This is a genomic window from Trichocoleus sp. FACHB-90, assembly GCF_014695505.1.
GTDB lineage: Bacteria > Cyanobacteriota > Cyanobacteriia > Cyanobacteriales > FACHB-T130 > Funiculus > Funiculus sociatus.
On sequence record NZ_JACJOK010000023.1, the window covers coordinates 117070 to 137003 of the forward strand.

Here is a 19934-nt window from a genome sequence, read left to right on the forward strand (position 1 = left end):
GCGATCGCGCCCAATTGAAATATAGCAATCCAATTTGAGTTGTGAATTAGGTTGGATCGCGGGAAATGGGTAATTTCCAATTACCCATTCTCTACAAATTATTTTTCCCAAATTAACTAGGCTTAATAGTATATAAATCCTAATCCATTTATAAAATTCTCTTTTTTCTGTGTTCTGGAGCGTCCTCAGCAGTTCGTTAAAAAAAGGTAGTTTTCACCAATCAAATAGAATTGCTATATAAAAAGCGAAAAGCTAATTGTTGCCATTACTCAAGCGTAAAAGAATTCGTTGGGTTAAAGGGAACTGTGAAGACGAAATATATAACCCCAGCACCCAAAAGTGTAATCGCCAGGCTGAACACAACTACCCAACGGCCTGTCGGTTCGTAGGTGTCATCATCAATGGCATCGCGGATAGTGAAATAGTGCCAAGTTGAGAGTAACACTGTCACCAAACCCACAAGGGAGAAGATTAAACCCAACTTCCAACCAGTGCCGAGATGAGGTATTTGGGGAGGTTGTAAGTAGCGTAGACGCACGATAACAACACCAAAACCCATCAGCGCGATCGCTGTCCGCATCCATGCTAGGTATGTGCGCTCATTCGCCAAATGATCCCGCACCCGCGAGGAATTCTGTCGCCCTTTGCTGTGTGTATTTGCAGCTGTATTAGTCACTGCTCACCCTAACTTTTTATCTAAACTGTCTGAAATTTAGCATTCAAAATCATACAATTTTTGGAAATAATCAATCTCCCCAAAGATCGCTTCAAAATATAAAATTCTATAAGCGAGATAGTACGAGTGAGGTACACAGATACCCGACAACTCCTGCGAAGTCGGGTATCTCTCCACATAGCCTGTACTTCATTCGACTGTAAGCCGCTGTAAACGTAAACATGGTAGATGACTTACCCCTTTTCTACGCTCCTGATTAGATTTCGTAATGCCAGAACGGTTGTTGCTCGTGCAGAAGAATGAAGTGCTGAGGCAAACGTTGAATAATACCCCGCTTCTCAAACTCATTCAGAAGTCGCGTCACGGTGACTCTGGTAGCACCGATGATTTCGGCAATTTCCTGATGAGTCAATCGTAAATCGATCAGTTGTCCTTGCTCAATTTCACGACCAAACTTTTTTGCCAGCCAACTCAAAAGGCGTAGGAGTGCGGCATCCACCGATTTACTGTGGAGAATTTCCATAAATTCTTGAAATTGTTGGATGTGCTGGATTGTCAACTGAGCAGTTTGTTGCCAATCGTTAAGGGGCAAGAGGGTTGCCTCTACAAGTGTGAGACATTCAATTTGATAAGCCTCAGCTTTTGATAAAACTTTACCAGCAATATCCCCTGTCCCCCATACACCGAGAGTGATGGGCGTATCGTCTTCGAGCCAGGTTAAGGTGCGAACCACCCCAGACTCGATTTTCCAAAGATAATCCTGCTCTAAGGGCAGTAGAGATCGGCGAGCAAATTTTCGTTGCTTGAGTTGAGCAGGACTAGAAAATAAACGCAAAGAGGCGGTCATTAGAGTAATCCAATGTTGAAATTACAGCCAACCGAGAGTTGTGGGGGTGGATTTCAGAGATTTTTACTAATATACTATATTCCGATAGACAAACTGTAGATTTAATAGCCAAAACCGGAGTATCCCTCAATTGGACAGCAAATCAACCAGCCAACCAGACAAACTCAGCTTAGTGTCTTACCTAGCTCCCAATATGTTCTGGTTCTACGAAGCAGTTGGGGCATATTTGGGGCGAGTATTGGGTGTAGAACCGCAGATTGTGCAAAGCGAGTACGATCCGCTTGCCGATCCGGTGATGCTGCAAGATAAACTGGACATTGCTTTTATTTGTGGTTTGCCTTTTGTGCAGCTTGACAGCATCGTTCCCGGTCAACTCAAGGCGTTAGTTGCGCCAGTGATGGGGGGTAGCCGCTATCAAAATCACCCAGTTTACTTCTCGGATATCATCGTCAATGCTGAGAGTAACCTGAAAAGTTTTGAGGAGCTGGCAGGAAAAATATTGTGCTACAACGAGCCGGGTTCAAACAGCGGTTACAACTTGTTGCGCTATCGACTTTTACAGGGTGGATATAGTAGCTTTTTCGGCAAGGTAATCCAATCTGGTTCGCATCAACGTTCTATTCGATTAGTTGTTGACGGACTGGCTGATTGTTCGTCGATCGACAGCACTGTGTTAGAACAAGAACTGCGCGATTCGCCGGAATTGTCCCATCATTTGCGGACAATCGAGTCAATTGGGCCATGTCCGATGCCTCCCGTAGTTGTATCGCAGCGGCTGGGTACAGCTTTGATAAATAAGCTAGAATCTGCGCTACTACACCCAGATACAGAATTGCAATCTGCGATGAATCGGGCGCAAATACAGTGCTACGTTGCTGTGCAGTCGGAAGATTATGCTCCAATTGGCAGGATGTATGATGCTGCGGTACGCGCAGGTTACGAAATAATCGGTTCAAGAGAGTGAAAAGATTTTGTAATTGCCAAGATGACTACGTGATTAAGCAACTCAGATTTATTAACATTTCTATTAGTTTAGTGTAAGCGCTAACTAATAGAAATGTTAATAGGAATGTGATGCTTTTTCAGGGCTATTTAGTGCGCGATCCACCTTAATTGTCAGCTCCAGATTGTTGACATTTAATGTCAGTTTACGCTTATCTGAGTGAAGATTATTACAGGTTGCAAGGGGTTCCACCAACTGAAGTGCCTCATGATTCTGCTCAGAACGCAGCCACGCATCGAGAAAAACTTGCTCAAATAGTTCACGTTGAGCATGGGAACCACCAATCTCATACAAGCGAGGTAAAGTTGATCCTAGTTGCGCGATCGCTCTGTGGCAATCTGTTCTAGCATGAGCGACCATGCCTCGCGCTGCTGGCAATACTACCTCATTCCACGTCCGTTTTATAAAGGGTTTAGCAGCTTTGGCGTAAGCTTGCATACTTAAGAGCATTTTTGTTACTTGGTCATTTTGACCCGCTCGTGCTAAAGCGTAAACATAATGCAAATCTTGAAAAGGTAAGGCGTGTTCGTGAATTCTGGGGGCGAGGTAAGGAGCAATATTTTGCCAGCGATCGCCCACATCTACTCCTCTTAATTCCAACCGCAACAGCAGCGAAATAGCACCCACTTGGTCTTTTGAAGACTCTTTCCACGCACGGCCCCAAATGTGAGTATCGTAGAGTTTCAATACTTTCTTTATTTCTTCTTTTTCTAGATAGTAAAGGGCAATGTGCCACCAATTATGGGTGTACAAAAGTGAGTTGCAGTTCTCCCAAGTATCAGAGAGGCTTTCCATCCAAGCAATCCCTTCATCCAGTCGCCCCTGCGTTTCCATCACATGAGCTACTGCATGATGCGCCCAAGGATCGTGACGGTTCATTTCTGTTGCCTTTCGCCCCCATTCTTCAGCTTCTTTCAGGCGATGGCACTGTTCTAAACCGAAGGCAATCATCCCGTATAAATAATGATTTTCGCGATTGCTAAAAAAAACTTTTTCAGCAATATTTAGCAGTCCTTCTTTGTCTCCCAAATAGAAGTAGTGATACTGTCCTCTCTGAACAGAAGCAATGTCGCGGGGAAACTTTTCGGCAATTTCCTCATGGTAAGCGATCGCTCGATCGATATCCCCGCTAGCCCAAGCCGAAATCCCATAAACATAAAGCTTCTCACGCTCATTCGCGTGACTCAAATACTTTTTAGCTGCTTCCAGATAGGGTGCTGCTTGATTTTTAGCTTCTGCACTTTCCAGGGAGAGGTAATGCGCTGCTGCATGAGCATTGGCGACAACGCAAGTTGGATCTGCGGCAATTCCTTGCAGAATTGCTTCCGCATCATTGCCGTAGCTGAGTGACTGATCCACAAAGTGATTGATGGCTGCGATCGCATCCGGGGAGTTGGTAGTCACTTCAAGCCCTTGAGAGTCTTTTAGCATAATCTACGGTAATCCGGTCGAGATACTGTACTTAACTTAAATTGGAGTATGTCACAGCTAACTCTAAAAAGCAAGTATGTGTCTACCTGATTTGATTGCGATCGCGTATAAGCTGTAACCAAAAATGCTTCATCTGTCTTATGGAATACTTTCTTTATACGCACTCATAGAATTGCTATTTTGATGCGCTAAATTTAATTTTCCTTGCCCCTTTTTAATTGTCTTAGCGATTTTAAAGTAGTAGATAAAGAGATTTTCGCTAAAGCAATGTAAAAAATAAAAGACGTTTTCCCGACTTCTCAAAGAGTTGAAAAAAGGGGGTTAAAAAAATTATTCTGGTTCCCAGCTAGCAGATGCACAGCGAGATTTAAGCAGATAATCTACTGCTTTATTGAAGCAGTACCGATTTAGTTAATAACTTTTTTTACCTATTTAGGATTGCTATATCTTGCTTAGATCAACTCAATCCGTTTGTTTTCAAGCTTTGCATTAGCTTTATCACTACTAAATAAATCGTAGATGACAGATAGTTCACCGTCAGACATTTGTTTGACGCGAATAATGCTGAAGTTATTCCTTGGGCATATATATAAATTCTGAAATTTATAGGGAACATTGTCTTTATTGTCCCCAAGGCAACCTTTATCTTTAACCAGGCTTTCTAAAACTTTTAACCCAAATTTGCCTAAAGCTGCATAGGCGATGCCACTGGAGGTAAGCTGGAACACTCTGGCAGCAGGAAATTGTTCATGAGATAGCCTAAAAGCTGCGCCCATATGAACATCGCCGCTTAAAAATACCACCATTTGCTTTGTTTTCTGCGACCATTCAAACACTTTGCCTAAAAGGAGATTTCGTTCCGTCCAGTTAGAGTCATGCTCCCAATGATCTCTAAAATCATCGGTATATTTCCAATAAGGTATATCTAAGCTGTTGACTATAAAACTATTAAAGTGAACTACTGGCACTGGTGACACAATAAATAAGATGCGTGATTCAGAATTATATTGTGAATTTACCCATGTTTCAAAGCGATTCCACTGTTCAAAACCTAAAAGACGAAATTCTTGACGATTGTAATCGTGATGCGCCCTCATATCTAATACATAAAAAGCAGAAAATCCGCAATTAAACTGGTAATCAAATTGGTCAATGTTGGTGTCGGTAGGCGGATTGTGAGAATGTTCGTATTCGTAATAAACTTGCTTTGCAGCTTGAAACATTTCATTCACCAGTCGCAGATGTTCGCTGGTATTTCGCAATTGCCATGAGGTGTCTAACTGCGCTGCTAATTCGTTGGGCGTATAAGAACCCCAGCCATCCATGATTTCATGGTCATCCCAAATCATGTAGATAGGGAAACTTTGAAAAAGTTGTTGGACTTGGGGTATTCCCCAGTAACCTCGGTAAATGTCTCGATACCAGGAAATCATGTCATTGCGAGAGGGTTTGTGCTGTTTTACTTTCTTCAGCCAATCCCATACATTTAATTGTTTAGCACCTTCTCCATCTACATATACTTGGTCGCCACTACCGATAATAAAACGAGCGTTAGCATCAGATAACTCTTTATAAAAAGTCTCCCACATTTCCATATTTATCAGCTTATGTTCGTCGTAGGGCATATGGCAACTGTACATCCCAAAGTTGACTTCTGTGGGATGTTCTGGGAAGGTTTGAAATGATAGTTTTTCTTCAGTTCCCAGTTCCCAAGGTTTCTCTCGGTTGGGGTGAATTAAGGCGTAGTAATAGCGGGTGTCAGGTTGGAGATTTTCTAGGTCTACTACACCCGTTAAGTCATGCTCTTGTTCTAGTTGAAGTGAGACAATCTTAGCAGTGGAAATGTCTTGGCTAAGATGTGGGGTAGTTAATTGCAACCGGAGTGAATTTTCATCGGTGATTATTTGCGGGGTGCCGTTGGTTGGTATGGGACAGGGAGAAACAACTAGCCAGTAATTTCCAGGTTCAGAAGCTCGGAACCACAGGCGGACGCTGGTGGTGGTAGTATGTCCAATTATGGTGGCACAATTGAGACGAGGATTGGGCCAGGGACGCTCATCAGGATCATAAAAATTTAGATTTTGCGGTGTCAAATTTAATCTCCAGTGAGAAGATGTTTGCGGATTTCAATGTTATCTAAAAACTCTTTAGTGCATCAAATACCAATTTTTTTCGTGATAATACACCTCAGATACCCCTAACCCCAAGGGTAAATTGTGGGGGCTAAGAAGAAGGGTGTAATGGTAAAAAAGCGAATTGGTATAATTGCACAATCACCTTGTTTGTAGCAGGGTAGAAGCCTGCGCTACGTTAAATATATTTGCACAAAGCTAGATGATTTTGGAGAAAGTGAGTAATTTGTTGACTATTGCGGAGATGACGAACCTGGTTGACGTTCTGTTGCACATTTGCATTCGCGAATGCAGACCGTCACGCAGGCGATCGCGTCCTTGTAGCTAAGAGTAATGCCAAAAGCCACATCTAGCGACAGACACGGTGACAACAGAAGCCGCAAGACCGCCAAATCCGGACTCGTCATCAGCGATCGCTTGCGGCAAACCGATAGGAGATTAAATCAGCTGGAGAGACATATAAATTTCCATTGAATAAGCCACGACAATCCGGATTTTTTGCCACATCGTAATTTTTAGGCTTTTTCGTGCCAGAATCGCAGCAAAGGTAGAAAGTTTTGGGCCTTAGATACTCAAAAACCTCATCTATATATTCTCTCGCTGATTGCATTGGTCATAGATAGAATTGTCACCGCCTGCTATCCATCCCGGCGCTAATCCGAAGAATATAGCGCAATTCTCTCGCAAAAACCAAATTAAAATTAATCAAATCGTGGAACCCTTGCAACATCTGATTGACGAACAAACCTCCCAATTAAGACAGTTTAATCAGCAACTTCAGGAAGAAATTCGCGATCGCAAACTACTTGAAGAGAAGTTGCACACATCTGAGAGTAAAATTCGGGCAATCTTTGAAGCGATGACTGACATCGTACTTGTCATCAATCTCGAAGGAGATATTGAAGTTGTGCCGACGAATACCGAGCTTTTGTACGAACCAAATTTTGACATTATCGGCTATACAATAGAACACTTTTATCAGGATGAAATAGCCCAAAGTTGGTTACGACAAATTCAGCGAGCTTTAGATATGCAGCAGACCATTGAGTTTGATTACAGCTTACCCATTGGCGATCGCGAGGTTTGGTTTGCTGCTCGCATTTCACCGATGCCAAACGATTCCGTCATCTGGGTAGCGCGAGATATAAGCGATCGCAAGGCCGCTGAAGAAGCCTTGCATCAAAAAAATGAGCAATTAGCTAACACTCTGCAAGAACTAAAACTTACCCAGCAAGAGCTGATTCAATCAGAAAAAATGGCTGCTCTCGGACAACTTATTGCTGGTATAGCTCACGAAATAAATACGCCGTTGGGGGCAATTCGGGCATCAATTGGCAATATCTCTACTGCTTTAGATAACTCAATTCGACAGTTACCTCGTCTATTCCAGCAACTTTCCCTCGAACAGCAAACTTATTTTTTTGCTTTATTAGAAGCCACCCGACAAAGCCAACCAATTCTTTCATTTAGAGAGGAACGACTGCTTAAACGCGCCCTCAAGAAAGAATTGGAAACTCAGGGTGTTGAGGATGCCGATACTATTGCTGCTACCTTAGTAAAAATAGGTATTACCCAGGACATTACCCCCTTTTTGCCGCTGTTACAATACCCAAATCACAGCTTGATTTTAGAAGCTGTCTATAACTTATCTATGCAACAAAATAACAGTGATAATATTATACTGGCTGTAGAACGAGCCTCAAAGATAGTCTTTGCTTTGAAAAGTTATGCCCGTCAGAACAACTCCAGTCAAATGACCATGACTCAGGTGACGGAAGGAATCGATGTAGTTCTGACTATCTATCAAAATATGTTAAAACAAGGTATTGAAGTGATAAAAAAGTATCAGCAAGTTCCACCCATTCTTTGTTATGCCGAAGAACTAAATCAAGTGTGGACAAATTTGCTGCATAATGCTATCCAAGCAATGAGTAATCGGGGCAGACTAGAAATAAATGTTTTTGAGGAAAATCGTCAATTAGTGGTGCAACTTACTGATTCTGGTAGCGGGATTCCTCCAGAAATCAAAGAGAGAATATTTGACCCATTCTTCACTACTAAGCCTGCCGGAGAAGGCAGCGGATTAGGGTTAGATATTGTTCGTAAGATTTTAGACAAACATCAGGGAAAAATTGAGGTAAACAGTCAGCCTGGACGAACTACGTTTAGCGTTTTGTTACCGATTAGATAGACATTACCGCGTTTTTAGCAGGGAAAGCATAGTTGATGAAAAAGCGCGATCGCGTATAGCGAACACTAACACCATCTATGTACAACTAATCCTGGCAACTATAAAAATTCAATAAACCGGAGCTGAGGTATGCCTAAAAAAGCGATTTTATGTGTAGATGATGAAAAACTTATCTTACGAAGCTTGCGCGATCAAATAATAAATCATTTTGGTAATCGTTATAGTTATGAATTTGCCGAAAGTGCAGATGAAGCTTTAGAAGTAATTGATGAGTTAAATGAAGAAGGTGTAAAAATTCTCATTGTTGTCTCCGATTGGCTAATGCCCAATATGAAAGGCGATGAGTTGCTGATTAAAGTCCATCAACAATTCCCGAACATTGTCACTGTACTGTTGACGGGACAAGCTGATGAAACGGCGATTGAACGAACTCGAAAGTACGCGAACCTGTATCGCTACTTAAGCAAACCTTGGGATAAAGCAACATTAATCGAAGTCCTTGAATCGGGATTGGAGGGAACTGATGAGTAAAGGCACGATTATCTGCGTGGATGATGAAAGGGTTGTGCTGATTAGTCTCAGAGATCAGTTAACGCATCACTTCGGAAGTGATTATGATATTGAATTGGCTGAAAGTGGTGAAGAAGCCTTAGAAATTTTTACGGAATTACTAGAAGAAAACAGGGAAGTTCTTCTACTTATATCCGACCAAATTATGCCGGGGATGAAAGGAGATGAACTTTTAATCGAAATTCATGCCCAATATCCAAAAACCTTGAAAATTCTTTTAACAGGACAGGCGAGTGTAGCGGCTGTGGGAAATGCGGTTAATTTCGCTAATCTTTATCGTTATATTGCGAAACCTTGGGACGAAACCGACTTGTGTTTGACAGTTACGGAAGCGATTCGGAGTTATGTTCAGGATAAAGAATTAGACGAAAAAAATAAATTTTTAAAAAAAATAAATTTTGAATTAGAAGAATTAAACGCATCTTTAGAGGAGAAAATCGCGTCGCGGACTTTGAAACTTCAACAAGCTAAAGAAGCAGCTGAAGTCGCCAACCAATCTAAAAGCACCTTTCTCGCAAATATGAGCCACGAATTGCGATCGCCTCTTAACGTGATTCTTGGCTATTCCCATTTAATGACCCGCAGCCCAACTCTACCTGAAGAACACAAGGAAAATATCAGCATTATTAGCCGCAGCGGGGAACACTTGCTAACTCTGATTAACGACGTACTGGATATGTCTAAAATCGAGGCAGGGCGCACCATTCTTAATGAACATAATTTTGACTTTTATAGTCTGCTTGATGACTTGGAAGATATGTTCCGTTTGAAGGCTGAGGAGAAGGGGTTGCAGTTGCTTTGTAAGCGTTCTTTTGACGTTCCTCAATATGTGCGAACTGATGAAGTCAAGTTGCGTCAAGTGTTGATTAATTTGCTCAACAATGCGGTGAAATTTACCCAACAGGGAAGCGTGTCGTTACGAGTGTCAGTTGTCACTGAATTGTTGAGTTGGGTTGAAACGACATTCAAACCTTCAAACCTTCAAACACCAACGGACAACGGACAACTGACGATTGCTTTTGAAATTTCAGATACGGGTATTGGCATTCCCCCAGATGAGTTAGACATCATCTTTGAAGCCTTTGTGCAAGCTAAAACAGGTCAAGAAGAATCACAAGAGGGGACAGGCTTAGGCTTGGCGATCAGTTCCCAATTTGTGCAACTGATGGGCGGCCAGATTACTGTCAGTAGTGAGGTAGGACGAGGCAGCGTTTTCCAGTTTGCCCTTAAAATAAGCGCGATCGCATCTACTGACATCGCACCCCAACAACCGACTCGGCGAGTTATTGCCTTAAAACCAAATCAACCTCGCTATCGTATCCTGATTGTCGATGAGAAAGCGGACAATCGCCAACTGCTTCTCCTGCTGCTTTCTCCCCTTGGCTTTGACCTGAAGGAAGCCTGTAACGGTCTGGAAGCGATCGCCATCTGGGAAAATTGGCAACCTCACTTAATCTGGATGGATATGCGGATGCCCGTTATGGATGGCATTGAAGCTACCAAACTGATCAGAACTAAGGAAAAAGAGATGGGCCGAGGCGCAGAGGCGCAGATGGGAGGAGAAAAAGCGTTGTCCTCCTTGTCCCCAATTCCCAACCCCCAATCAATAGTCCCTAATCCCACCGCCATCATCGCCTTAAGTGCCTCAGTTTTGAAAGGAGAACAAGCTGTACTTTTAGCGGCTGGTTGCGATGACTTTTTAGGCAAACCGTTCTGTGAGGCAGATATCTTTGAATTAATTAACAAACATCTTGGGGTGTTATATATCTACGACGAAAACCCAAAATCTACTTCCTTCGAGTCGGATTACCTCAATAATCCACTAACCCCAGCCGACTTAGCTGCTTTACCCGACACTTGGGTAGCCCAGTTACACCATGCGGCTGCCTTGGCAAATCCTAACTTAGCTATTAGTATTATTGAACAATTTTCAGCCGACCATACAACCTTGGCTAAGGGTTTGGCAAAATTGGTCAATGATTTTCAGTTCGACAAAATTATGGACTTAACAAACTATCAGCATGATTTTAACTGTTATAGCAATCCTATTTAAGTGAACGATTAGGGACATGGCAATGCCATGTCCTTACAGGGGGAGTTTATTGGAATTTGAGTTATTTATTCAAGATTTATACCTTAACTTTAGTAAAACTATCAGAGACAAAGTTATGAATAATACAGAATTAAATACAGTAAAGGGCAACATCTTAATTGTTGATGATAATCCAGCAAATTTGCGATTATTATCAAATATTCTAAACGATTGTGGCTATGAACTACGATGCGTAACCAACGGGCAGATGGCTCTCACGACAGCTCGGTGGTTTCCGCCTGACCTGATTTTGCTTGATATCAGAATGCCGGGAATGGATGGTTATGAAGTTTGTTCTAAGCTAAAAGCTGATGAAAAAACTCGCGATATTCCGGTAATTTTTATCAGTGTTTTGAGTGATGTATTGGATAAAGTGAAAGCTTTTTCAGTTGGTGGTGTGGACTACATTACCAAATTATTTGAGCCGGAGGAGGTTTTAGCGCGGGTTGAGAACCAATTGAGCATCCGGAGACTATCTAAGCAACTGCGAGAGCAAAATGCACGGCTACAAGAAGAAATGCGAGTGCGTCGGGAGGCAGAAGAAAAATTTACGCGCGCCTTTCGTTCATCTCCAGATGCGATCGCTATCTTAACGTTGGCAGATGGATGCTACATGGAAGTGAATGATAGCTTCTGTCGCATTTCTGGTTATTCTCCCGACGAGGCGATTGGTTCCACTTTAAAGGAACTCAATTTATGGGTAAAACCACAAGACTGCCTCAAATTAAAACATCAGTTGCAGCAAACAAAAGCAATCCGCAACTGGGAATGTGATTTTCGCACCAAGACAGGCAAGGTGAAGACAATGCTGATATCAGCAGAAATCATCGACCTGAATGGACAAGCTTGTATCCTCGCTGTTAGTAAAGACATTACAGAGCGCAAAGCTGCTCAACAAGCGCTAAAAGCCTCAGAAGCTGAGCTACGCGCTTTGTTGGCTGCCTTACCCGATGTAGTCCTAGTTATTGATGCACAGGGGCGTTATCTCAAAATCGCACCTACAAATCCATCAAATTTATACAAACCAGCCTCGGAATTATTTGGCAAAACACTCCACGAAGTTTTTGAAAAAGAGCAAGCTGATACCTTTCTTAGCTACGTTTGCAAAGCCTTAGAAAGTCAGCAGACACTCAACGTTGAATACAGCTTAAACATTAGAGAGCAAGAAGTTTGGTTTGCTGTCAGTATTTCGCCCATGTCGTCAAACTCAGTCGTCTGGGTAGCACGCGACATCACACAGCGCAAACAACGAGAAGAGACGCTGCGAGAAAGCCAGCGTTTTATTCAACAAATTGCCGAGTCTAGTCCCAATATTTTATATCTCCACGACCTTAGCAAGCAGCGCAATGTCTATACGAATCGGCAAATTGCTGCGATTCTGGGCTATACGCCAGAAGAGATTCAACAAATGGGAGCAGCAGTTCCCCAAAATCTGATGCACCCTGACGATTTCGCACGGCTCCCTGAATATTGCCAACAATTCCAGAACGCCTCTGACGGTGAAATTTTTGAGTTTGAGTACCGGATGAGGCACCGGAACGGAGAATGGCGGACTTTGGAGAGCCGGGATACCTTGTTTAGCAGAACTGATAATGGCAAGGCGAGGCAAATTCTCGGCACAGCTACTGATATCACGCAGAGAAAGCAGGCAGAAGTTGAAATTCGTCTTTTGCTGGAAACAACCCAAGCTATTAATCACTCGGTTGACGTTGAGAGTGCTTTAGCAGTGATTCTGCGGTTAATTTGTACGACAATCGGTTGGGATTTTGCCGAAGCTTGGATTCCTGCGAATGATGGTACGGTTTTGGAACATAGTCTGGGTTGGTACGAATGCGATAACTCCCTAGAAGAATTCCGCCGCTATAGCGAAACACTCATATTTGCACCCAATACAGGCTTACCAGGGCGAGTTTGGTCATCTGGTTGCCCAGAATGGTTAGAAGATGTTTCCCAAGCTGAACCGACAGCCTTCCCTAGATCGCAAATCGCCACCCAAGTTGGATTAAAAGCTGGTTTTGGTGTACCAATCCTCGCCAATAACCAAGTTTTGGCTGTCTTAGTCTTCTTTAAACGTACTAAAAGTACAGAATATCGGCATTTATTTGAGCTAGTTAGTGCTGTTGCGGCTCAGTTAGGTTGGCTGATTGCACGCAAAAAAGCCCAAGCTGCTTTGTGCAAAAGCGAAGAACGTTTGCATCTAGCCTTACAAGGCAGTGGCTTGGGTTTGTGGGATTGGAATATTGCCACAGGAGAAACCTATTTCGACCCCCAGTGGAAGAAAATGTTGGGGTATGAAGTAGAAGAAATTGGAAACAATTACCAGTCTTGGGAGCGGCTGCTGCATCCAGAGGATCTGCCAAAGGTTATGGAAGCTCTAAACGCTTATCTGGAAGGTGCCACCCCTGTTTATAGTGCTGAGTTTCGGATGCTCTGTTCATCCGGTGAGTGGAAGTGGATTCGGGGTTCCGGCAAGGTTTTTGAACACGATGAATCAGGCGTACCCCTGCGAATGACCGGGACGAATAAAGACATTAGCGATCGCATCCACGCCGAAAGAGCGCTGACTCTGGCAACCGAACGCCTGCAACATCTGCTCACTTCTAGCCCAGCAGTTATTTATAGCTCCAAAATATCAGGAGATTATGCAGCTACTTTTGTCAGCGAGAACGTCAGCGCTGTTGTTGGCTACCAAGCGCGAGAATTTATAGAAGATTCAAATTTCTGGGCTAGAAATATCCACCCAGAAGATGCGAAATGGGTCTTTGCCGAATTACCACGCCTATTTAAAAAAGGATATTACAACCACGAGTACCGCTTCTTGCATAAAGACGGAACTTATCGCTGGGTATACGACCAGATAAAGTTAGTCAAAGACGAAGCTGGCAACCCCATTGAGTGCGTTGGTTATTGGGTAGACATTACAGAACGCAAACAGACAGAAGAACGTTTGCGACTGCTAGAACGAGCGATCGCAGCCTCCAGCAACGGCATTGTCCTTAGCGATGCCCAACTTCCCGACTGTCCAGTTATTTTCGTTAATCCAGCCTTTGAGTCTATAACAGGTTATTCGGCAGCAGAAACAATTGGCAAAAACTGCCGATTTTTACAAGGAACTGACAAAAAGCAACCTGCTCTTGAGGAACTGCGGGCGGCAATCCGCCAAGAAAGAGAATGTCGCGTGGTTCTGCGTAATTATCACAAGGATGGTACGCTTTTTTGGAATGAATTTTCCGTTTCCCCAGTGCGAGACGCAACCGGACGCTTGACTCACTATGTGGGAATTCAGTCTGACATTACCCAAGAGCGTACAGCAATAGAAGCTCTGACTAAACAATTTAGCCGGACTTTAATGCTCAAGCAAATCACTGAGGAAATCCGCTCTAGTTTAGATCCTTCTCAAATCTTTGCCACCGCCGCCAATCAAATTTCTCATTTATTGACAGTCGATCGCTGTCTAATTCATACCTACGTCGCCGATCCGGAACCGAGAATCCCCATAGTAGCTGAGTTTGTAGCGACCGGGGTGCCATCAATGCTGTATGAGAATATTCCCATAGTCGGCAACCCTCACGGCGAGCTGATGTTAGCACAAGATGCCGCCATCTCTTCGCCGGATGTTTATGCTGACCCTCTGTTACAAGCTGCTGAGCCATTTTGCCGCCAGGCTGGTTTGAAGTCAATGCTTGTAGTCCGGACTTCTTACCAGGGAGAACCTAACGGCGTGATTGGCTTACATCAGTGCGATCGCTTTCGCGTTTGGACACTTGGGGATATATCCCTCCTCGAATCAGTTGCGGCACAACTGGGGATTGCGATCGCTCAAGCTTCCCTCCTAGAACAAGAAAAACAACAACGCACCTACCTTGACTGCCAAAATCAACAGCTACAGCAACAAATCCGGGAACGCCAACTTGCAGAAGTGGCACTGCGCCAAAGCGAAGCCAAAAATCGCGCTATCCTTTGGGCTATTCCCGATTTGATGTTTCGGATGAGTAACGATGCCATTTACCTAGACTTCATCTGTAACAGCGAAGTGAAAAATCTGTGGCAATCAGAAAACGCGACCCTTTGCCAGAATATGAACTTCAAAGATTTGCCCCCAGAAGTTGCTAGTCGTTATGTACAACATATGCAACTAGCTCTGGATACAGGGAAACCCCAAATTTATGAACAGCAAGTTTTGATCGAAGGCAAACTGCAATACGAAGAAGTCCGGGTTGTAACCAGTGGAGAAGAGGAAGTGCTGTTCATAGTCCGGGATATTAGCGATCGCAAACAAGCAGAAATTGCCTTAAAGCAACAAATCTCGCGGGAACGCCTGGTAATGGCTATGCAAGAGCGAATTCGCGAGTCTCTTAACCTGGAAGAAGTCCTAAAAACAGCAGTCGAAGAAGTGCGACAGTTTTTGTCCACTGACCGGACAATTATCTACCGCTTTAACCCAGGCTGGAGTGGCGTTGTCGCTGTCGAGTCAGTGGGAGAAGATTGGATGGCTATAATGGGCAGCGATATTAACGATCCCTGCTTTGGGGAAAGCTATGTCGCCCCTTACCAGCAAGGTCGCATTCTCGCAATCGAGGATATTCATGCGGCTGGTTTAAAACAGTGCCAGATTAATTTCCTCAGTCAGTTTCAAGTTAGAGCTAACCTGGTAGTTCCCATTTTGCAAGGAAATAAGTTATGGGGACTGCTCATTGCCCATCACTGTAGGGGTTCTAGGGCGTGGCACTCTTCTGAGATAGAATCTCTCAGACAATTATCCGTGCAACTAGCGATCGCCATCCAGCAATCCACCCTCTTTGAACAAGCCAAAACTGAAATCATCGAGCGCAAGCAAGCTGAAGAGAAGCTGCGGCAAAGCGAACAGCGTTTTCGCGATGTGTCAGAAGCAGTTGGAGAATACCTCTGGGAAATAGATTCTGAAGGTATCTACACCTTCATCACTGACCGGGTGAAATCCGTTAAAGGATATCCACCCTCACAATTAATCGGGCATAAGCTGATTGATTTCGTTGCACACGAAGATATCAAAAAAGTTGAACAAATATTGCGCGATGCTTCTAGGACAAAAAGCACCTTTAAACTAGAACATCGTAACATTACCCCCACAAAGGAAATTATTTGGGAGGAAGTCAATGCCATTCCACTTTTGGACAATAACGGTAATATTATCGGTTTCCGGGGAACTGGGCTAAACATCACACAACGCAAGCAAGCAGAAGCTGCACTGCAACAGGCTGCCTATGCTGCCGATGCAGCTAATCGCGCCAAGAGCGAATTCCTCGCCTCTATGAGCCACGAACTGAGAACGCCACTAAACGCCATCCTGGGATTTACTCAAATAATGACCCGCGACTCATCCCTATCCGGCGAACAACAGGAATATATAGGAATTATTAATCGCAGTGGGGAACATCTACTAGAATTAATCAACGACATTCTAGAAATGTCCAAAATCGAGGCAGGCAGAATTACTTTTAATGAAAGTAGCTTTGACTTAGTTAATCTGCTAGAAAATCTGGAAGAAATGTTCCGGTTAAAAGTCAAATCTAAAGGCTTGAAACTGGAAATAAACTACGCCTCAAACATTCCCCAATACGTGCGGTCTGACGAGAGTAAATTGCGGCAAGTCTTGATAAACCTCCTGGGAAATGCCATCAAGTTTACTGAACAAGGTAGCGTAGTGCTGCGGGTGTCAGTTGTCAGTGAATTGTCAAGTTCTAACCTGGCAACCTTCCAACCTGACAACATTCAAACGCCAACAAGCGATAAACAACAGACAATTCGCTTTGAAGTCGAAGACACTGGACTCGGCATTGCCCCAGAAGAAATAAACAAGTTATTTGAAGCTTTTGGGCAAACAGAAGCTGGTCGAAAATCTCAGCAAGGAACTGGATTAGGTTTACCTATTAGCCGCAAATTTGTGCAACTTATGGGCGGAGATATCACCGTCAGCAGTTCTATAGGTAAAGGAACAGTATTTGCATTTGATATTCACATCAGCCTTGCTGATGCTACTGAAATTCAGACAAAACAGCTACAACCTAAAGTAATTGGTTTAGCGCCTGACCAACCTGAATATCGCATTTTGGTCGTTGAAGATCGTCTGGAAAATCGCATTCTGCTAGTCAAACTTCTCACATCGATTGGCTTTGATGTCCGCGAAGCGGAAAATGGTCAAGATGCCATTACTTTATGGGAGAGTTGGGAACCACACCTGATCTGGATGGATATGCGGATGCCTGTAATGGACGGGTATGAAGCCATTAAACGGATTAAAGGTCATGTGAAGGGCCATGCAACGGTGATTATTGCCTTAACCGCAAGCGCCTTTGAAGAACAGCGAAACCTGATTTTGTCAGCAGGTTGCAATGACTTCATCCGCAAGCCTTTCCGGGATGCCGTAATTTTTGAAAAAATGGCTCAACATTTAGGGGTGCGTTACATCTATGAATCATTAGAAACGGTTCACCAGCAGAACCCAGAAGGCACAACAGCAGATTCATGCTTTATTCTTCATACTTCATCTTTCCAAGAGATGCCTACCGAGTGGGTCGAAGCTTTATATCAGGCAGCAATTGAGGCAGATGCGGAGTTAATTTTAAGCCTTACCGAGCAAATATCTGCTACAAATACTCCTTTGTCAAGCGCTCTTTCCAATTTGGTTGATAACTTTCAGTTTGAACAAATTACTAATTTAATTGAAGAATTTAATAAATAATAGAATGAATAGCGATCAAGAATTTACAAATAAAGGTAACATTTTACTTGTTGACGATACACCAAATAATTTACGCCTTTTGTCTGACTTGTTGAGCGAACAGGGATATAAAGTTCGCAGTGTGACTAATGGACAAACAGCATTAAAGGCAGCGTTGGCTAAACTTCCGGATATAATTTTGCTTGACATCAATATGCCGGTGATGAATGGCTATGAGGTCTGCGAAAAACTGAAATCTGACGAGATTACTCGCGTAATTCCGGTAATTTTTTTAAGCGCACTTGATGAAACAATTGATAAGGTAAAAGCTTTTTCTGTTGGTGGAGTAGATTACATTACTAAGCCGTTTCAGATAGAAGAAGTTTTAATTCGCGTCGAGAATCAATTGGCTTTAAGGGCGGCACAAGTAAAAATTCTCCAATTGAATGCAGAACTTGAAATGAGGGTTAAAGAACGCACCTGTCAGCTAGAAGTAGCAAATCAAGAACTCAAGCAGGAAATCATTGAACGCAAGCGAGTGCAGAATCAATTGCTGCATATGGCTTTGCACGATCCTCTGACTGGCTTGCCGAACCGAGCTTTGTTCATGGAGCGTCTAGAACAGGCGCTCAGTCGTAGTAAACAACAACCAGATTATCAGTTTGCGGTGCTGTTTCTCGATTGCGATCGCTTCAAAATTGTCAACGATTCTCTCGGTCATCTCGTGGGAGACGAACTGCTCACTAGCCTCGCTCGTCGTCTCGAATCTTTCTTGAGCATGGTTGATACTCTAGCACACTTAGGCGGCGACGAGTTTGCTATTCTCCTAGAAGAACTCAAAGATATCAACATTGCTTCACTGCTTGCTGACCGAATTCTTAAAGAACTTTCCCACTCTTTTCAACTCTCCAGACATGAAGTATTCATTAGCGCCAGTATTGGCATTGCTCTAGGCAATAGTGACTACGAAAAGCCAGAATATCTGCTGCGGGATGCAGATACAGCCATGTATCGTGCCAAAGCATTAGGGAAAGCTCGCTATCACGTCTTTGATCCAGCCATGCACCAAGGAGCAATCCAGCTTTTACAGTTAGAAACCGACCTACGAAAGGCGATCAATCAGCAAGAATTTTTAGTTTATTATCAGCCCATTGTAGCCCTTTCCAGAAGCAAAATTATTGGATTTGAAGCGCTAGTCCGCTGGCATCATCCCCAACGAGGGTTAGTTTCTCCAGCCGAGTTTATTCCTGTTGCAGAAGAAACAGGTTTAATTACCCCTATCGGCGCTTGGGTGTTGCGGGAAGCTTGCCAGCAGCTACGCATCTGGCAAGAACAAAAACTCACTCAAGAACCCTTAACTATCAGCGTAAACCTTTCGGTACGCCAGTTTTCCCAACCTAACTTAATTGAGCAAATTGACGAAATATTGGAGGAAACTAAACTTAATCCTTTTAGCTTAAAGCTTGAAATTACAGAAAGTGCAATTATGGATAATAGCGAATCAGCAAAAGCGATTATCCACGAACTCAAAAAGAGGAAAATTCAGTTAAGTATTGATGACTTTGGCACGGGCTATTCTTCCCTGAGCTACTTGCATCTGTTTCCCATAAATACCCTGAAAATAGATAAGTCTTTTGTCAATCGCCTGGATAAAAATCAAGAAGATATGGGGCTGATTCCAGCGATTATGAGTATGGCTCATACGATGGGTATGGATGTGGTTGCCGAAGGAATAGAAACTCCTGAACAGTTAGCTAAACTGAAAGCGCTAAACTGTGATTTTGGTCAAGGATATATATTTTCTAAACCTTTAGAAAGTAAATTAGCTGTACAACTTATTACAGACCTGCTGACGTAGGGTTGAGGTGCGGGTTGCCCAACGCCTAAAAGTATAGCAATCCAATCCAGAGTTATGAGATACCAACCCTTCAGATACCCGACTTCTTAAAGAAGTCGGGTATCTCGCATTCTGCTATATTTGTTGGGTTTCGCTTCACCCCATAGCCCGCGTCTAACCTACAATTATTCTAAAAGAGGCTCCAGCCTCATAGCACGCCTATTAAGGTGCTTTCACGCCCACCAGTAAGGATGGGACAATTTCAGGCACTTTCGCTGGAGTTGACAATTGTCCAAGAGGGTGTTCACTCCAAGCATCTGACTAAATCGGGAAAATTTCCTCGGCTCTCCTGTACTTATGGGTATAAGTAAATTTTATTTAAATAAGCAAGCTAGCAGCTTCTCTCGTAAAGATTCAAAGCTCTTAAAACCATAGCTCTGCCGAATAATTAACTT

12 protein-coding genes are annotated in these 19934 nt (G+C 43.3%); 6 read left to right on the top strand and 6 right to left on the bottom strand.

The window, feature by feature from the left end; genetic code table 11:
• Window positions 1-265: 265 nt before the first annotated feature.
• Together H6F74_RS07425 and H6F74_RS07430 are read right to left on the bottom strand one after the other, a co-directional pair.
• Window positions 266-676 carry a DUF202 domain-containing protein gene (locus tag H6F74_RS07425; protein WP_347269485.1) on the bottom strand — a complete coding sequence of 137 codons (411 nt, stop codon included), beginning with the start codon at window positions 674-676 and terminating at the stop codon, window positions 266-268.
• A gap of 256 nt (window positions 677-932) precedes the next feature.
• The gene (locus H6F74_RS07430) at window positions 933-1523 is read right to left on the bottom strand and encodes a Crp/Fnr family transcriptional regulator (RefSeq protein WP_190438444.1); all 591 of its coding nucleotides are present in this window, start codon (window positions 1521-1523) and stop codon (window positions 933-935) included.
• Between the two features lie 193 nt (window positions 1524-1716).
• Between H6F74_RS07430 and H6F74_RS07435 the strand changes: the two genes are divergently transcribed.
• Complete coding sequence (locus H6F74_RS07435; RefSeq protein WP_190438487.1) at window positions 1717-2487, top strand: PhnD/SsuA/transferrin family substrate-binding protein; 771 nt, start codon at window positions 1717-1719, stop codon at window positions 2485-2487.
• A gap of 96 nt (window positions 2488-2583) precedes the next feature.
• Here H6F74_RS07435 and H6F74_RS07440 read toward each other — a convergent pair whose 3' ends face one another.
• The 4 genes from H6F74_RS07440 to H6F74_RS07455 all read right to left on the bottom strand — a co-directional run bounded on the left by H6F74_RS07440 (window position 2584) and on the right by H6F74_RS07455 (window position 6699).
• Complete coding sequence (locus H6F74_RS07440; protein ID WP_199300949.1) at window positions 2584-3957, bottom strand: tetratricopeptide repeat protein; 1374 nt, start codon at window positions 3955-3957, stop codon at window positions 2584-2586.
• Window positions 3958-4409: 452 nt separating this feature from the next.
• Window positions 4410-6050: an alkaline phosphatase D family protein gene (locus tag H6F74_RS07445; RefSeq protein WP_190438447.1), complete on the bottom strand. Its 1641-nt coding sequence runs from the start codon at window positions 6048-6050 to the stop codon at window positions 4410-4412.
• Between the two features lie 272 nt (window positions 6051-6322).
• Window positions 6323-6496: a hypothetical protein gene (locus tag H6F74_RS07450; protein ID WP_190438450.1), complete on the bottom strand. Its 174-nt coding sequence runs from the start codon at window positions 6494-6496 to the stop codon at window positions 6323-6325.
• Window positions 6496-6699, bottom strand: coding sequence for a hypothetical protein (locus tag H6F74_RS07455; RefSeq protein ID WP_190438453.1), 204 nt, complete (start codon window positions 6697-6699; stop codon window positions 6496-6498). The genes H6F74_RS07450 and H6F74_RS07455 overlap by 1 nt, the downstream gene beginning before the upstream one ends.
• Before the next feature lie 102 nt (window positions 6700-6801).
• Between H6F74_RS07455 and H6F74_RS07460 the strand changes: the two genes are divergently transcribed.
• The 5 genes from H6F74_RS07460 to H6F74_RS07480 all read left to right on the top strand — a co-directional run bounded on the left by H6F74_RS07460 (window position 6802) and on the right by H6F74_RS07480 (window position 19500).
• On the top strand, window positions 6802-8280 hold the full coding sequence (locus H6F74_RS07460) for an ATP-binding protein (protein ID WP_199300951.1): 1479 nt from the start codon (window positions 6802-6804) through the stop codon (window positions 8278-8280).
• A gap of 129 nt (window positions 8281-8409) precedes the next feature.
• Window positions 8410-8811, top strand: a complete 402-nt coding sequence (locus tag H6F74_RS07465; RefSeq protein WP_190438455.1) for a response regulator — start codon at window positions 8410-8412, stop codon at window positions 8809-8811.
• Window positions 8804-10903, top strand: a complete 2100-nt coding sequence (locus H6F74_RS07470) for a response regulator (protein WP_190438458.1) — start codon at window positions 8804-8806, stop codon at window positions 10901-10903. Before H6F74_RS07465 ends, H6F74_RS07470 begins: the two co-directional genes overlap by 8 nt.
• Window positions 10904-11018: 115 nt before the next feature.
• On the top strand, window positions 11019-17663 hold the full coding sequence (locus H6F74_RS07475; protein ID WP_190438461.1) for a PAS domain S-box protein: 6645 nt from the start codon (window positions 11019-11021) through the stop codon (window positions 17661-17663).
• Between the two features lie 4 nt (window positions 17664-17667).
• Complete coding sequence (locus H6F74_RS07480) at window positions 17668-19500, top strand: GGDEF domain-containing response regulator (RefSeq protein ID WP_190438463.1); 1833 nt, start codon at window positions 17668-17670, stop codon at window positions 19498-19500.
• The last annotated feature ends 434 nt before the right edge of the window (window positions 19501-19934 follow it).

Excerpts from the sequence above, each read along its gene's own strand:
- H6F74_RS07465 (WP_190438455.1), top strand. The coding sequence starts at position 8,410 with ATGCCTAAAAAAGCGATTTTATGTGTAGATGATGAAAAACTTATCTTA.
- H6F74_RS07450 (WP_190438450.1), bottom strand. The coding sequence starts at position 6,496 with ATGACGAGTCCGGATTTGGCGGTCTTGCGGCTTCTGTTGTCACCGTGT.
- H6F74_RS07435 (WP_190438487.1), top strand. The coding sequence starts at position 1,717 with ATGTTCTGGTTCTACGAAGCAGTTGGGGCATATTTGGGGCGAGTATTG.
- H6F74_RS07440 (WP_199300949.1), bottom strand. The coding sequence starts at position 3,957 with ATGCTAAAAGACTCTCAAGGGCTTGAAGTGACTACCAACTCCCCGGAT.
- H6F74_RS07430 (WP_190438444.1), bottom strand. The coding sequence starts at position 1,523 with ATGACCGCCTCTTTGCGTTTATTTTCTAGTCCTGCTCAACTCAAGCAA.
- H6F74_RS07455 (WP_190438453.1), bottom strand. The coding sequence starts at position 6,699 with ATGCAATCAGCGAGAGAATATATAGATGAGGTTTTTGAGTATCTAAGG.
- H6F74_RS07480 (WP_190438463.1), top strand. The coding sequence starts at position 17,668 with ATGAATAGCGATCAAGAATTTACAAATAAAGGTAACATTTTACTTGTT.
- H6F74_RS07470 (WP_190438458.1), top strand. The coding sequence starts at position 8,804 with ATGAGTAAAGGCACGATTATCTGCGTGGATGATGAAAGGGTTGTGCTG.
- H6F74_RS07475 (WP_190438461.1), top strand. The coding sequence starts at position 11,019 with ATGAATAATACAGAATTAAATACAGTAAAGGGCAACATCTTAATTGTT.